This is a genomic window from Actinokineospora xionganensis (assembly GCF_014323725.1).
GTDB classification, from domain to species: domain Bacteria; phylum Actinomycetota; class Actinomycetes; order Mycobacteriales; family Pseudonocardiaceae; genus Actinokineospora; species Actinokineospora xionganensis.
The window spans coordinates 717027-730824 of the sequence record NZ_JABVED010000001.1 but is presented as its reverse complement, the minus strand read 5'-3'; the positions used below and the strand labels follow the sequence as shown (position 1 = coordinate 730824).

The window sequence follows — 13798 nt, the reverse complement described above, 5'->3', positions numbered from 1 at the left end:
CGCCCCAGTCGCGGACGTTATGTGACAGCGGGCACATACGAAAGGGTCGTTACGTACTGGTGGCACTTTGCCGCTCGGCGGCCGACTCACGCACGCCGACGGTCCACGCGATCAGCGCCGCGCACACCAGGACGGCCGCGAAGTGCAGGACGGTCGACGGCACGGAGATCCCCAGCGGCTCGTTCTCGGCGTCGTCGATCAGCGCGACGACCGAGTACACGCTCAGGCCGAGGAAGAAGACCAGGCCGATGAACCCGAACAGCCGGGTCGTCCTCGAATGGAGCGCGGCGGCCAGGGCCAGCGCGCCCGCGGCGGTGTGGATGATGTTCAGCAGGGTCGTCCCGCCGAGCCCGGCGACCGACTCCGTCCCCTCAAAGGCCTCGGCGCCGGTCTCGACGAGGCCGAGGATCCCGATGACCAGGTAGACCAGGCCGAGCAGGGCGCAGAACGTTCGCGCACCCCAAACCCGAGGACGTCGGCCCCAGCGCCGCGCGGTGGTGCTCATCGACCCGCTCCCTTCATTCGGTCCGGCTCCGGTAGTCCTCGACCTCGTCGGCGGTCGGGTCGACGCCGATCGCTTCGGCGAAGTCATCCGGGTCGGCGTAGTCGTCCACGTCGGTGGTGGTCGACCGCAGTGCCTCCAGGACAGCGTCGAGCACGTCCGGATGGCCCAGCGGGATCGGCGGCGGCACCCGGTCGCGGGCCCCGCCTTCGCTGTAGGCGACGAGCGAGACGTCCACCCCCGCCGCGGCCAACGCCTGGCGCCTGCCCGCGCGTGACCGCATCCACTCGTCGCTCGCCTCCTCGGCGGGCCCGCCGGGGGCCACGTCCGCGTCTGCGCCCGGGTCGACCAGCAGGACGCGGTTCACGCGGTCGGGGGATTCGGCGGCCACTTCGAGTGCCGGGTCGGCGGCGATGCCCGCGGCCAGCAGGTCGACCGGTCCGTCGGCCTCGGCCAACGCCCTGGTCACGGCGTTGCGGAGGCCATCGCGGGCGGTCGCGCACCACAGGACGCGACGGGTCTGGGCGAACGGGCGCCAAGTCGCCGGGAGATCGCCGTGCGCGGCGGTGTCGGCCGGGTCCAGCACGACCAGCGTGGCGTCCATCGCTTCTCCCTCCGGGCGTTCACCGGGGGATTACCCAGATCGGGGCGACCGAATCATGAGTGGTCGTCCTCCGGCTCCTTGCGCGCCAAGAGTCGTTGCAGCAGGTAGAGACCGGCCACGGTCAGACATTGCTCGGAGGTCAACTGGGGGCCGGAGACCAGGAAGTCAGGGCCGGTCAGCAAGATCAGGCCGTGCAGCCCCAGCACCACGTACGCGGCGATCAGACCCGCCCGCACGGTGTCCCGCATGCGGGTGCGTGAGGTCTCACTTTCCTTGGAGCGCACGGTATTCCCTCTTCGGCTCACCGGTCGGACATTGGTCGTCGGCGTCGCACAGCCGTTCGTCCCAGTGAAGTTCCCCCTGGCGGCGTGAAGTAATCGTCCTCCGCTTGGCCTGCCCTGATCGGGGGTACCCGGCGGGGCATGGAGAACTTCCTGAGCATTTACCTCAACGACCAGTTGGCCCTCGGCGTCGGCTGGCGCGAGCTCGCGAAGCGGTCGCGAGCCGCCAACCGCGAAACGGCGCTCGGCGAGGCGCTGGGGACGGTCAGCACTGGCATCGCCGAGGATGTCGCGACCTTCGAGCACCTCATGCGCCGCCTCGGCATCCGCCGCAACCTCGTCAAGACGTCCCTGGCCTTCGCCGCCGAGCGGCTCGGCAGGGTGAAACCGAATGGGCGGCTTGTCCGGTACTCGCCGCTGAGCCGCTTCGAGGAGCTCGAGTTCCTGGTGATGGGCATCGAGTCCAAGAAGCAGCTGTGGGCCACCCTGCGCGACCTCGCGGGCCTGGCCCGACGTCTGCCGGACGTGGACTTCGACGCGTTGATCGACCGGGCGGGCCACCAGATCGCCGCGATAGAGCCGTTCCGCGAACGCGCGGGCCGCGAGGCGTTCGGCGGGCCGAACGCCGCCTGACGCGGTGCCTGCGAGACTGCGCCCATGCACCTGGGGGTGATCGGTCAGGCGGCCGGGATGTTCGCGGTCACCAATGTCGACGACATCCTGATCCTGGCGCTGTACTTCGGGCGGGCCCGCGACCGGGCGGCGGCTGTGCGCGTCGTCGTCGGGCAGTACCTCGGCTTCGGCGCGATCCTCGCCCTGTCCGTCGTTGGGGCGCTGGGCGCATCGCTGCTGCCCGAGTCCGTCCGGCCCTACCTTGGCCTCATCCCGCTCGCCCTTGGCGTCCGCGCGGGTTGGAAGGCTTGGCGCGAACGCGGCGGCGGCGGTGAAGGCGACGATCCGGTCGCGGGCCCCGGTGTGCTCGCGGTGGCTGCCGTGACCCTGGCAGGCGGCGGGGACAACCTCGGCGTGTACATCCCGGTGTTCACCGCGGCGGGGACCGGCAGGCTGCTGGTCTATTCCGCCGTGTTCCTCGCCTTGGTCGCCGTGTGGTGCGCGGCGGGCCGCTTCCTCGCGACCCGCCCCACCGTGGCCCGCGCCCTCTCCCGCTGGGGCCACGTGGTGCTACCCGTCGTGCTGGTCGGCATCGGACTGGTCATCCTCATCGATCGGTGATCACGACTTGTCGAGGCGCGAGGGCCACCACACCACCCGGCCGAGGTCGACCACCAGGGCGGGCACCAGCAGCGACCGCACGATCAGGGTGTCCACGAGCACCCCGAACGCGACGATGAAGGCGAGTTGGGCGAGGAACAGGATCGGTATCACCGCGAGAGCGGCGAACGTGGCGGCGAGGACGACACCCGCCGAGGTGATCACCCCACCGGTCAGCGAGAGACCGCGCAGCGTGCCCTCCCGGGTGCCCAGCGCGCGGGTCTCCTCGCGCACCCGGGTCATGAGGAAGATGTTGTAGTCGATCCCCAGCGCGACCAGGAAAACGAAGCCGAACAGCGGGACCACGGGGTCCGCGCCGGGAAAGCCCAGGATCTCGTTGAACACCAGGGCGGACACGCCCATCGTCGCGGCGAACGACAACACCACGGTGGCGATCAGCAGGGCGGGCGCCAGCAGTGACCGCAGCAGCAGCGCGAGGACCGCGAAGATCACGACCAGGACGATCGGGATGATCACCGCGCGGTCCCGTTCGGAGGTCGCCCGGGTGTCGAGCTGGCTCGCGGTCGGTCCGCCCACGAGCGCGTCCGCGCCGGGGACCGCGTGCACGGCTTGGCGGACACGGGTGACGGTGTCGATCGCGGCGTCGGAGTCGGCCGGGTCCGCGAGCACGACGTCGAGTTTGACCCGGCCGTCGACGACCTTCGGCTGTCCGTTCGACATGGTCACCGCCGCGGTCGAGACGCCGTCGACGCGGGCGGCGGCCAGCACCTGGTCGGCTCGGTCGGCGCGGGCGATCACGACTGTGGGCGCGCCGGTGCCGCCCGGGAAGTAGCGCGAGACCACCTGCTGCCCCGCGGCCGAGTCCACGTCGGTGAGGAACACCTCCGACTGCGAGGTCCCGCTCGCCCGCAGCTGGGGCAGGAAGGCGGCGCCGACGAGCAGCACCAAGGTGGTGACCACCCAGATGGCGCGCGGGGCCCGGCCCACCCACCCGGACACCCGGCCCCACAGGCCCGAGGTCTCCGGGTGCGGTGATCCGAGCGTGGGCCTGCGCGGCCAGAAGGCTGTCCGGCCGAGCACGACGAGCACCGCGGGCAGGAAGGTCGTGGTGGTGAGGAAGGCGGCGGCGATGCCGATCGCGGCCACCGGTCCGAGGCCGCGGTTGGAGTTGAGGTCGCTGAACAGCAGACACAGCACGCCCAGGACCACGGTGCCCGCGGACGCCGCGATGGGCTCGATCGTGGTGCGCAACGACGTTCGGATCGCGCGATGGCGGTCGTCGGTGTCGCGGAGTTCCTCGCGGAACCGCGACACCAGCAGCAGGGCGTAGTCGGTGGCGGCGCCGAAGACGAGGATGAACAGGATGCCCTGGCTCTGGCCGTTGAGGTCGAGCACGTCGTTCTTCGCCAGCAAATACACCGCGAGGCTGGCGAGTCCGAGGGCGAACACCGCCGACAGCAGCACGACCAGCGGCAGGATCGGGCTGCGGTAGACCACGATGAGGATGACGACCACGACGGCGCCCGCGACGAGCAGCAGCAGGCCGTCGATCCCGCCGAACGCCTCGCCCAGATCGGCGGCCTGCGCGGCGGGCCCGGTCACCAGAACCGTGAGTCCGTCCGGTCGACCGGTGTCGAGCCGGTCCCGGACCTCCTCGATGGCCGTGCCGGGGTCGACCTCCGCGTCGACGGAGATGATCGCCTGCCGGGCGGCGGGGGAGTCGGGGGCGGGCAGCCACCTCGGGGTCGCCTGGTCCACGCCGGCAACGTCGCCGACCGCGCCCAGCCGGTCGGCCAGGTAGCGGTCGTCCTGCGCGGTGATCCCGGCCTGCCGCTCGGCGATGAGGATCGCGGGCACGGCACGGCTGCCCGCGAACGCGCGCTGCAACTCGCCGACCCGGGTGGCCTCGGCCGAGCGGGGTAGGAAGGTGGTGCTGTCCTGCTCGGCGACCTCGCTCAGCTTGCCCGCGAAGGGCCCGCCGACGGCGCCGACCAACAGCCAGCCGATGATCAGCAACGCGGGGAGCAGCCACCGCGCCGGTCCGGGTCGCGCGGTGTCGGATGTGGTGCTCACACTCACTACCCTCGGGTCTCGCCGGGACAAGTAGTTCGATCGCCGAATAGTTCGACGACCGAAAGAATAGGGTGGTTTCGCTCGATGGGCAAACCGGAGGATGGGTCAATGGTCGGACCGCGTGCGGACGCCGAGTGCACCGACCAGCAGTTGGTCACTCGGCTACGGCAGCTCGTGGTGGAGTCCGATCGGTTCGCGGAGATGTTCGGCGAGACCCGGGGCATCCACCGCACGGACCTCAACGCGCTCGCCGTGATCATGCACGCCGACCACGCGGGCCGCTCCCTGAGTCCGGGTGACCTGGCCGGATCGCTGCATCTGAGCGCGTCCGCGGTGACCGCGCTGCTCGACCGGCTCGAGGCCGCGGGTCATATCCGCCGTGAGCGCGGCATCGCCGACCGTCGCCGGGTCGAGCTGCGGGTGAACGACCGTGCCCTGGACGTGGGCCGGGCGTTCTTCGCCCCGCTCGGCGCGGAGATGAGCCGCGTCTGGGCCGAGTTCGGGCAGTCGGAGCGCCGGATCATCGACCGGTTCCTCGCGTTGAGCACCGAGGCCACGGTTCGCGTTCGGGAGCAGTTGACCGCGCCCGACCAGCACTGACACCTCAACGCTCGGTGACTCGCAGCCACCGGCACCCGTAGGACTCGAGCTCGATAGTCGCCTTCCCCTTGGTCGACACCTCTGTCTCGCCCTCCCGCAGCAGGTCCACGAGCACCTGCGAGTTGTCCACGCCGTCCAGCGTGATCTCCGGGGCGACCTCGCGATCTGCCAGATTGTGCAGGACCACGACGGTGCCTTGGATGTCGCAGCGGTGCGCCAGCACGGACGACTCGTCGGTGTCGAGCACCTCGTAGCGGCCCCACGCCAGTTCCGGGCACTCCCGGTACCGGTCGATGAGGTGCCGGATCCACGAGTGCAGCGACTCCGCGACACCCTCCTGCGCGCGGACGTTGACGTGCTCCGGCCCGAACCGCCCCTGGGGGATCGGCCCCGGCAGGTCCTTCACGTCCGCCTGGGAGAACCCCGCGTTGCGGGTGGACGACCACTGCATCGGGGTGCGGACCGCCAGCCGTCCCTCGGCGCGGAGGTCCTCGGCCATGCCGATCTCTTCGCCGTAGTAAAGGACGGGGCAGCCCGGCAGCGAGTACAGCAGGCTGTAGACCATCCGGATCCGCCGCTCGTCACCGTCGAACATGGAGGGGACGCGCCTGCGCAGCCCGCGGTCGTAAAGCTGCATGTCCTTGTCCGGCCCGAACGCCGCGAAGACCTCTTGGCGCTGGGAGTCGGTGAGCTTGTCCAGGGTCAACTCGTCGTGGTTGCGCACGAATGTCGCCCAGTGCCCGTCGCGCGGGGGCAGGGGGCGCTCCCGCAGCGCGTCGGCGAGCGGTTCGGCGTCCTCGCGGGCCAGAGACAGATACATCTTCTGCATGCCGATGAAGTCGAAGCACATCGTCAGCTCGTCGGCGACCCCGTCACCGTCGCCGAAGAACTTCATCGTGTCCTTGTACGGCAGGTTCACTTCGCCGAGCATCACCGCGTCGCCGCGGCGACGGCCCAGGAACGCGCGCAGGTCAGCCAGGTAGTCGTGCGGATCGGGCAACTGCGCCGCGTCGTGGCTGCCCGCGGTGTCGAGCAGGAACGGCACCCCGTCGACCCGGAACCCCGATAGGCCCAGCTCCAGCCAGAAGCCCATCACCCGGGCGATCTCGTCGCGCACCGCCGGGTTCGCCACGTCGAGGTCGGGCTGGTGCTTGTAGAACCGGTGCAGGTAGTACCGCTTCGCCTTGCGGTCGTAGGTCCACAGGCTCTCTTCCTGGTCGGGGAAGACGATGCCCTTCTTGGCGTCCGGCGGCGGCTTGTCCTGCCACACGTACCAGTCGTGGTACTGCGAGTCCGGGCCCTCGCGGGCGCTCTGGAACCATGGGTGCCGGTCGGAGGTGTGGTTGACCACCAGGTCGGCGATCACCCGAATTCCTCGGTCGCGTGCGGTACGCAGGAACTCGACGAAGTCTCCGAGCGTGCCCAGCCGGGGGTCGACGTTGTAGAAGTCGGTGATGTCGTAACCGTCGTCGCGATCGGGGGAGGGGTAGAACGGCATCAGCCACACGCAGGTGACGCCGAGCCGGTCCAGGTAGTCGATCTTCTGCGTCAGGCCGCGGAAGTCGCCGTGGCCGTCGCCGTTGCTGTCGAAGAACGTCTCCACGTCCAGGCAGTACACGATCGCGGTCTTCCACCACAGGTCGGCGGTCCGGGTCAGCTCCACGACCCCACCTCCGCGAGTTTCGGCAGCACCGACTCGCCGAACGCGGCGATGAACTCGTCCTGGCGCTGCCCGACGTGGTGCAGGTAGATCTCGTCGAAGCCGAGGTCGGCGTAGGACCGCAGCCACTCGATGTGCCTGCCCAGGTCGGCCGAGACGTTCACGACCTTCGCCACGTCGTCCGCGGTGACGTGCCGGGCGGCGGCGTCGAAGTGCTCGGCCGACTCCCAGTCCCACGACATCGGCGGCCCGAACACGTTGCTGCGCCACTGCTCGTGCGCGACGTGCCGCGCGGTGTCCTCGTCCGGCGCCCACGACAGGTGGACCTGCAGCGCCACCTTGCCGCGTCCCCCGGCGTCGCGGTACGTGCCGATCATGCGCTTGAGGTGCTCCTCCGGGCCCGCCACGGTGATCAGCCCGTCCGCCCAGTCCGCGCACCAGCGGGCGGTCTGCACGCTCACCGCGGCCCCGATCAGCGGCGGTGGCGTCTGCGGCAGCGTCCACAGCCGAGCCCGGTCGACTGTCACCAGCCCGTCGTGGCTGACCTCCTCGCCCGCCAACAGTGCCCGGATGACGTCGACGCACTCGCGCAGGCGCGCGTTGCGGACGTCCTTGCGTGGCCACCGGTCGCCGGTGATGTGCTCGTTGCTGGCCTCCCCGGACCCCAGGGCCACCCAGAACCGGTCGGGGAACATCGCCCCCAGCGTCCCGATCGCCTGCGCCAGGACCGCCGGGTGATACCGCTGGCCGGGGGCGCTGACCACGCCGAACGGCAGGCTCGTCGCCTGCAGCGCCGCACCCAGCCACGACCAGGCGAACCCGGAGTGGCCCTGCCGCGCGCTCCACGGCGAGAAGTGGTCCGAGGACATCGCCGCCCGGAACCCCACCCGCTCGGCCCTGCCCGCGGCGTCGAGCAGCGCCCGCGGATGGACCTGTTCATGCGAGGCATGGAAGCCGAAGACAGTCATGCCATCAGCAATACCCAGGTCGGCCGTTTTGAAGCCCCGCGTTCAGAGCAACTGCACGTCGTCGATCAGCCAGCGGTCGCCGCTCTGGACGAGGCTCAGCCGCATCCGGTTGCGGTCGACCCGCGGCTGCGGCGAGTTCGTGTTGGTGATCGTCTGGTCCAGGAACAGGATCAGCACGGCGCTGTCCGCGTCCGACTCCACGACGCCGAGCTGGGTGACCGACCCCTTCGACGTCGCCTTCATCTGCACGATCAGCTGCGTGAGGTTGTCGCTGACCTGCTTGTACTGCTGGGCGAACTTCTCCGTCGAGTTGGCGGTGACAGTGGTGAAGTTGCCTGCCAGGTTGGTGAAGTCGTAGCTGGCCAGGTCGGTGGCGTAGCGGGTGCCCGCGTCGACGGCGGCGGCCCGGGCCGTGTCGGCCTGGCGGCGCTCAAGGAACTTCCACCCCAGCAACCCCGACAGCACCAGGAGCACGACGATCAGCAGCGCGAGCGCGATCGTCAGCACCCGCGGCCGTCGCTTGTCCTCAGTGGACCCCTCCGGTTCCACAGTGGACTCGGCGGACTCGGCGGACTCGGCGGACTCGGCGGACTCGGTCGACTCGTCGGTGTCGGTCGGTGTCGTCATCAGCTGACTCCCTGCAAGAAGAGTGATTGCCACGAACGGGGTCCGAGCACCTCGGACTGGCCGCCGCCCGCGCCCACGGAGAACCGCTCCCCGGACGGGGTGCTGCCCTGCCCGGTCGCGGGGTCGTACGTCGCCACCGGACGCGGCGCGTTCATCGCCCCGCGCTGCGAGAGCCCTGGGCCCGGTTGACAGTGCCAGCCCAGCTGCGGGTCACGCGGGGAGGTGTCGGTCGGTGTCCGGCGGTCGGTGTCGTTGAAGCACACCGGCCCCTGCGCGCCGACGAGGTACATGTCGACGGTGTCGCCGTGCGCGGTGCTCGCCAGCGCGTCGAGTGCCAGGGGCAGCGCGACCATCGTCTCCTTCAGCGCGGGTATCCGGACGCTGACGATCTGGCTGGTCGTCAGCAGGTTCCCCAGCAGCGCGGTCGCGGCCTGCTGGTTGTTCGCCATCAGCGGCGCCAGGGTCGCGGTGAAGCCGGGGGCGGTGTCGAGGATCGAGCGGACCGCCGGGTCCTGCGCCCGCACCTGGTCGGTGAGCCCGCGCATGCCCGCGGCCAGCTTCGGCAGCCCGTCCGCGGCGCCGAGCACCGAGTCGGCGTTGGTGAGCAGGTTGACCAGGATCGGATCGTTGGCGCGCAGGGCGTCCATCAGGGTCTGCGTGTTGGTCATGATCTGCCGCAGCTGCGGGCCCATTCCGCTGAGTCCGGTGGCCAGGGCGTCGGTGAGCACCCGCAGGTCCTCCGGGTCGATGCTGTCGGCGAGTTCCATGAAGTGCACGAGCAGGGTGTTCAGCGGCAGCGGCACCGCCGTGTCCTTGGCCTGGATCACGCTGCCCTCGGTCAGGTACGGCGGCCGATCGTGGGTGGGCCGCAGGTCGACGTGCTGGATGGCGACCGGCGTGTCCATGCTGATCACGGCCTGGGTGTCGGCGGGAATCCGCAGACCCGGGTCGAGCGTGAGTTCGAGGGTGACGCCCAAGCCGTCGGGGTCGATGGCGACGGAGCTGACCGTGCCCGCGTCGACACCGCGGTAGGTCACCTGCGACTCGCGGGCCAGGCCCGCCGCGTCGGGCAGTCGGACGGTCACCTTCATCGGGGTGCCGAACGCCTGTGGCCCGAGCACGTTGTCCACCACGTAGAGCCCGGCGGCGAGCCCCATCACGGCGAACAGGACGAGCTGGACGACGACCGTGCGGTTCACCGGACCCCACCTCCCAGCGGCACGGGCAGCGGCAGCCCGCCGGTCGACTGGATCAGCCGCAGGACCGAGTTCGGCACGTCGAGCGTCATGTCGACCTTGAGGTAGTCGCCGGGGACCGCTCGGTCGAGCAGACCGCCGAATTTGGTGAGCTGGGCGAGGGTCGGCTCCAGGCGTTTGTCGAACGCGCTGAGCGAGTCGAGGACCGGCCGCAGCTGCCTGAGCTGGGTGGTGAACGCCTGCCCGGTCTCCCCGAGGATGCCGTTCGCCGACGTGCTCAGCGCGGTCACCTTCGTGAGCAGTCCGGTGAACTGGTCGCGCTGTGAGATCAACACCTGCAGCGCGGGTGTGATGTCGGTGAGCGCGGCCTCCAGCAGGGGGCGCTGGGCGGCGGTGTCGGCGGCCAGGGTGTTCATCGAATCGATCAGCCCGGCGATCTGGGCGCCGTGGCTGTCGAGAGAGGCCAGCACAGCGTCGAGTTGGTGCAGCAGGTCGCGGACCTCGTCCTCGCGTCCGCCGAGCATCGTGTTCAGCTCGGTCACAATCGTGCGCACGTGGTCGAGGCCGCTGCCGTTGAGCAGCCCGCCGACCGCGGCCAGCATGTTCTCCACGTCCGGCCCCCGTGAAGTCGCCGACAGCGGGATGACGGAGCCGTCGCGCAGCGGCTCGCCGGGCGTCGGCGTCGCCGGTGGCCGCAGGTCGACGAACTCCTCGCCCAGCGCGGAGGTGAGCTGCAGCTGCGCCGTCGTGCCGGGCGGCAGCACAGTGTCGGCGGTGAGCTCCAAGCCGACCACCGCCTGGAAGTCGCGGGTGTCGATCCTGGAGACGCGGCCGACCGTGGCCTGGCCGATCTTGACCATGCCGCCGATCGGGACGTTCGAGGCGTCGGCGAACACCGCGGTGACGTGGTAGGTCGGGCCGTCGGGGGAGCGGCCGATGGGCAGGTTCTGCATGCTCAGGCCGCAGCCGCTCAGCAGCGCCACGGTCAGCACAGCGGGCCCCAGGCGTCGCATCAGCCACCGCCAAGGGGAAGGCCCGAAGGCGGCAGCGGGATCGGGTTGACCAGGCCCGGACCGGAGCACAGCGGCACCGGCAGCCGCTGGCAGAGCGCCGCGGAGACGGGGAACTGGCTGAGGTTGGTGGACATGTCCATGCGTAGGCGCAGCCGTTCGTCCGGTGACACCGCCCGCGCGGTGTTGCCCATCGCCAGTGGCAGCACATCGAGGGTCTCGGCGAGGTTCTGTTGGTGGGCGGCGAGCATTCCGGTGAGGTTGGCCAGGTTCGTCAGGTCCTCGCTCAAAGCGCCGCCGTGCGCCCGGACCAGTTTGTCCACTTCGGACAGGACGGCCGACAGGTCGCCGATCGTCTTCGAGATCCCGTCCCGTTCGGTCGTGAGATCCGTTCCGAGCCTGCCGACCACCTGGGTCAGCGTGGCGATCTCCGCCTTGTGGTCGGCCAACACCTGGACGAGCTTGTCGACGTTGCCCAGCACCGCGCCCAGGTCGCCCGTGTCGCCCGCGAGCAGGCCGGTCGCCTGGCTGATCTTCGTGACCGCGTCGCGCAGGGCGAGCCCGTTGCCTTTCGCGGTGACCGCCGCGGAGTGCAGCAGCGCGGTCAGGTCGCCGTCCTTGTCGGCGCCGTTCGGTCCCAGCGCCGTGGCGAGCGTGTCCATCGCCCCGACCAATTGGTCCCACTTGATCGGCGCGTGCGTTCGCTGCACCGGGATCACCGCGCCCTCGCGCAGTTCGGCACCGGTCCGGTAGGGCGGGCTCAGCTCGACGAACCGGTCGCTGACGACCTGCGGGCTCATGATGTAGGCCTGCGCGCTGTCCGGGATCCGGGTTTCGCCGGGCAGGGCCATCGTCACCCGAACCACCGAGCCCATCGGCGTGACCGACTCGACCGTGCCCACCGGCACGCCCAGGATCGCCACCCGGTTGCCCGGGTAGACCTGGTCGGCGGCGGTGAAGTCGGCCGAGACCCGCAGCACCGCACCGGGTTTGAACGTCAGCCACGCGCCCGCGGCCAGCAGGGTGAACACGCACACCCCGGTCAGCACGGCGGCAAGTCGGCTCTTCATCGGCACCCCAGGATGAGTCCGGACACGCACAGCAGGTTGTCCGGCAGCGGCCCGGCCGGTCCCACGACGTCAGCCCACGGCCCGTTTCCGGTGGCGTTGGCGAGGTAACGGCTGGTCGGAGCGAGCTGGGTGAGCGTGTCCGACAGGGCTTTCTCGTTGGCCGACATCGCGGTCACCAGCTCGTGCAGGCGGTTCAGCAGCGGACCGAGGACTTCGGCGTTGTCGGCGAGGAACTTCCGCAGCTGCTCGGACAACGAACCGACGTCGGCGATCAGCTGCCGGATCACCGCCCGCCGCGAGTCGAGCAGCTGGGCGACGGTCGTGGCGTCGCCGACCAGGGAGACCAGGGTGTCGCGCTGGCTGAGGAGATCGCCGGTGACGGTCTTGGTCGCTTCAAGCAATTGGTCGAACTGCTGGTCGCGACGGGCGATCAGGTCCGAGGCCGCGGCGACTCCGGTCAGCGCGTTGTTCACCAACCCCGGGTCCTGCGGGATGACCTCGCGCATCGTGTGGACCATCTTCTGCAGCGCGGCCAAGTCGAGCTGCTCGACCGCGCCGGTGGCGGCGCCCGCGAGCTCGTCGAGGCTGTAGGGCACCGACGTGCGTTCCAGCGGGATGACCGCGTCCTCGTCGAGCCTGCCGCCACCAGCGGGCTGCACGCTGAGGTAACGGGTGCCGAGGATGGTGAGCAGCTTGATCGACGCGCTGGAGCCCTCGCCGAGCGGCTGGTCGTTGTCGAGTCGGAACCTCACGTGGACCCGGTCGCCCGCCAGGCTCACCTCGGTGACCCGCCCGGAGGGCACGCCCGCGACGTAGACCTGGTCGTGGGCGGTAAGCCCGGCGGCGTTGGCGAACTCGGCGGTGTAGTCGTTGGTGCGAGCCAGGAACACCAGCTTGGGTGCGATCACGGCGGCGGCGACGAGTGCGAACAGGACCGCGCCCGCGAGGGCGCCGGTGATCATGGGGTTGCGGTGTCTCATCGGCACACCGCCGAATGCGGGCCGACGCCGAGATCGGTCGGGGTGGCGGCGAGGGTGACGCTGAGGTTGCAGATGTAGATGTTGATCCACGACCCGTAATCGCCTGCCCGGTTCAGGTCGGCGAAGAACGCGGGCGCGGCCGCGAGGGCCGCGTCGATGCCGTCGGAGTTGCGCAGGAGCGTCTGGGCGAGGGCGTCGACCGAGCGGACATCTCGGGTCAGGGTCGGGGTGAGGTCGCCGAGGAGATCCGAGAGCGTGCCCGCCAACTGGGCGCCCGAATCAAGCGCCGCCGCGATCTGGTCCCGGCTCGCGGCGACGTTGTCGGTCAGGGTGGCCAGTCCGTCGAGGAGGGCTTCGAGATCGTCGCGGTGGCTGTTGATCGTGCCCAGCACCGCCGTGAGATTGTCGAGCACCTGGCCGATCACCTGGTCCTTGCCGTTGATCGTGGCGGTCACCGACACCACATGCCGCAGCAGGCTCGCGATGGTGCCCGACTCGCCCTGGAACACCGCGACGAGTTCGCCCGCGAGCTGGTTGACCTCCTTCGGATCGATTGCGTTGAACAGCGGCTTGAACCCGTTGAACAGCGACGTCATGTCCAGCGCCGGCGCGGTCCGCTCCACCGTGATGGTCGAGCCCGGCGGCAGGTCGCCCACGCCGCCCGGACCGGGCACGATCGCGATCGCCCGGGCGCCGAGCAGGTCGGCGTAGCGGATCACCGCTCGCGCGTCGGCCGGGATTCGCTGGTCCTCACGCAGGTCGAAGTCCACTGTGGCCAGTCCGTTCTCCAGCCGTACCCCGCTGACCGTGCCGACCCGCACGCCGGCGATCGTGATGTCGCTGCCGTTGATCAGCCCGGCGGCGTCGGTGAACACGGCGTGGTAGTCGTCGGTGTCGTGTCCGATCGGGTCGGTCAGCGTGTTGACCACGACCACGCCCGCGAGGACGGCGACCACGATGTAGAGCGCGAGCTTCATCGAGACGGCGGTCATCT

The 13798-nt window shown here is 70.4% G+C and carries 15 protein-coding genes; 3 read left to right on the top strand and 12 right to left on the bottom strand.

Translation table 11 applies throughout. The features are described from left to right. Positions 1 to 49 precede the first annotated feature (49 nt). From GPZ80_RS03415 to GPZ80_RS03405, 3 genes are read right to left on the bottom strand one after another with little or no spacing between them, the layout of a single operon-like run. A complete protein-coding gene (locus GPZ80_RS03415) occupies positions 50 to 505 on the bottom strand; it encodes a DUF4383 domain-containing protein (RefSeq protein ID WP_187218252.1) in 456 nt (151 codons plus the stop codon). A 13-nt stretch (positions 506 to 518) separates the two neighbouring features. Next, positions 519 to 1106, bottom strand: a complete 588-nt coding sequence (locus tag GPZ80_RS03410; protein ID WP_187218335.1) for a hypothetical protein — start codon at positions 1104 to 1106, stop codon at positions 519 to 521. Between the two features lie 53 nt (positions 1107 to 1159). Next, positions 1160 to 1390 (bottom strand): hypothetical protein, encoded by a 231-nt coding sequence (locus GPZ80_RS03405; protein WP_187218251.1) that lies wholly within the window; start codon positions 1388 to 1390, stop codon positions 1160 to 1162. 138 nt (positions 1391 to 1528) lie between these two features. Here GPZ80_RS03405 and GPZ80_RS03400 point away from each other — a divergent pair, with 138 nt between their 5' ends. Both GPZ80_RS03400 and GPZ80_RS03395 read left to right on the top strand, forming a co-directional pair. Then, positions 1529 to 2020, top strand: a complete 492-nt coding sequence (locus tag GPZ80_RS03400) for a hypothetical protein (protein ID WP_187218250.1) — start codon at positions 1529 to 1531, stop codon at positions 2018 to 2020. Between the two features lie 24 nt (positions 2021 to 2044). Next, positions 2045 to 2620, top strand: coding sequence for a cadmium resistance transporter (locus GPZ80_RS03395; protein WP_187218249.1), 576 nt, complete (start codon positions 2045 to 2047; stop codon positions 2618 to 2620). Here the strand turns inward: GPZ80_RS03395 and GPZ80_RS03390 are convergent, their stop codons facing one another. After that, entirely contained in the window at positions 2621 to 4693 is a 2073-nt protein-coding gene (locus GPZ80_RS03390; protein ID WP_187218248.1) for an MMPL family transporter, read from the bottom strand. It lies immediately after the preceding gene. Between the two features lie 108 nt (positions 4694 to 4801). On the opposite strand from GPZ80_RS03390, the gene GPZ80_RS03385 reads away from it, so the two are divergent. After that, on the top strand, positions 4802 to 5293 hold the full coding sequence (locus GPZ80_RS03385) for a MarR family winged helix-turn-helix transcriptional regulator (RefSeq protein ID WP_187218247.1): 492 nt from the start codon (positions 4802 to 4804) through the stop codon (positions 5291 to 5293). Between the two features lie 4 nt (positions 5294 to 5297). Here the strand turns inward: GPZ80_RS03385 and GPZ80_RS03380 are convergent, their stop codons facing one another. The 8 genes from GPZ80_RS03380 to GPZ80_RS03345 are packed head-to-tail and all read right to left on the bottom strand — an operon-like array spanning position 5298 to position 13796. Continuing rightward, the gene (locus GPZ80_RS03380) at positions 5298 to 6956 is read right to left on the bottom strand and encodes an alpha-amylase family protein (RefSeq protein WP_187218246.1); all 1659 of its coding nucleotides are present in this window, start codon (positions 6954 to 6956) and stop codon (positions 5298 to 5300) included. Next, positions 6947 to 7921: a TIGR03885 family FMN-dependent LLM class oxidoreductase gene (locus tag GPZ80_RS03375; protein WP_187218245.1), complete on the bottom strand. Its 975-nt coding sequence runs from the start codon at positions 7919 to 7921 to the stop codon at positions 6947 to 6949. Before GPZ80_RS03375 ends, GPZ80_RS03380 begins: the two co-directional genes overlap by 10 nt. Before the next feature lie 42 nt (positions 7922 to 7963). After that, positions 7964 to 8548 (bottom strand): Rv1363c family protein, encoded by a 585-nt coding sequence (locus tag GPZ80_RS03370; RefSeq protein ID WP_187218244.1) that lies wholly within the window; start codon positions 8546 to 8548, stop codon positions 7964 to 7966. Beyond that, entirely contained in the window at positions 8548 to 9747 is a 1200-nt protein-coding gene (locus tag GPZ80_RS03365) for an MlaD family protein (RefSeq protein ID WP_187218243.1), read from the bottom strand. The genes GPZ80_RS03370 and GPZ80_RS03365 overlap by 1 nt, the downstream gene beginning before the upstream one ends. Then, positions 9744 to 10757 (bottom strand): MCE family protein, encoded by a 1014-nt coding sequence (locus GPZ80_RS03360; RefSeq protein ID WP_187218242.1) that lies wholly within the window; start codon positions 10755 to 10757, stop codon positions 9744 to 9746. Before GPZ80_RS03360 ends, GPZ80_RS03365 begins: the two co-directional genes overlap by 4 nt. After that, complete coding sequence (locus GPZ80_RS03355) at positions 10757 to 11824, bottom strand: MCE family protein (protein ID WP_187218241.1); 1068 nt, start codon at positions 11822 to 11824, stop codon at positions 10757 to 10759. Before GPZ80_RS03355 ends, GPZ80_RS03360 begins: the two co-directional genes overlap by 1 nt. Next, positions 11821 to 12804 (bottom strand): MCE family protein, encoded by a 984-nt coding sequence (locus GPZ80_RS03350; protein WP_187218240.1) that lies wholly within the window; start codon positions 12802 to 12804, stop codon positions 11821 to 11823. The genes GPZ80_RS03355 and GPZ80_RS03350 overlap by 4 nt, the downstream gene beginning before the upstream one ends. Beyond that, entirely contained in the window at positions 12801 to 13796 is a 996-nt protein-coding gene (locus GPZ80_RS03345) for an MCE family protein (RefSeq protein ID WP_187218330.1), read from the bottom strand. The genes GPZ80_RS03350 and GPZ80_RS03345 overlap by 4 nt, the downstream gene beginning before the upstream one ends. Positions 13797 to 13798 lie beyond the last annotated feature (2 nt).

Bases quoted from the DNA above. Each gene is read 5' to 3' on its own strand.
- GPZ80_RS03345 (WP_187218330.1), bottom strand. From the start codon at position 13,796: ATGACCGCCGTCTCGATGAAGCTCGCGCTCTACATCGTGGTCGCCGTC.
- GPZ80_RS03355 (WP_187218241.1), bottom strand. From the start codon at position 11,824: ATGAAGAGCCGACTTGCCGCCGTGCTGACCGGGGTGTGCGTGTTCACC.
- GPZ80_RS03375 (WP_187218245.1), bottom strand. From the start codon at position 7,921: ATGACTGTCTTCGGCTTCCATGCCTCGCATGAACAGGTCCATCCGCGG.
- GPZ80_RS03400 (WP_187218250.1), top strand. From the start codon at position 1,529: ATGGAGAACTTCCTGAGCATTTACCTCAACGACCAGTTGGCCCTCGGC.
- GPZ80_RS03360 (WP_187218242.1), bottom strand. From the start codon at position 10,757: ATGCGACGCCTGGGGCCCGCTGTGCTGACCGTGGCGCTGCTGAGCGGC.
- GPZ80_RS03410 (WP_187218335.1), bottom strand. From the start codon at position 1,106: ATGGACGCCACGCTGGTCGTGCTGGACCCGGCCGACACCGCCGCGCAC.
- GPZ80_RS03370 (WP_187218244.1), bottom strand. From the start codon at position 8,548: ATGACGACACCGACCGACACCGACGAGTCGACCGAGTCCGCCGAGTCC.
- GPZ80_RS03415 (WP_187218252.1), bottom strand. From the start codon at position 505: ATGAGCACCACCGCGCGGCGCTGGGGCCGACGTCCTCGGGTTTGGGGT.
- GPZ80_RS03395 (WP_187218249.1), top strand. From the start codon at position 2,045: ATGCACCTGGGGGTGATCGGTCAGGCGGCCGGGATGTTCGCGGTCACC.
- GPZ80_RS03350 (WP_187218240.1), bottom strand. From the start codon at position 12,804: ATGAGACACCGCAACCCCATGATCACCGGCGCCCTCGCGGGCGCGGTC.
- GPZ80_RS03385 (WP_187218247.1), top strand. From the start codon at position 4,802: ATGGTCGGACCGCGTGCGGACGCCGAGTGCACCGACCAGCAGTTGGTC.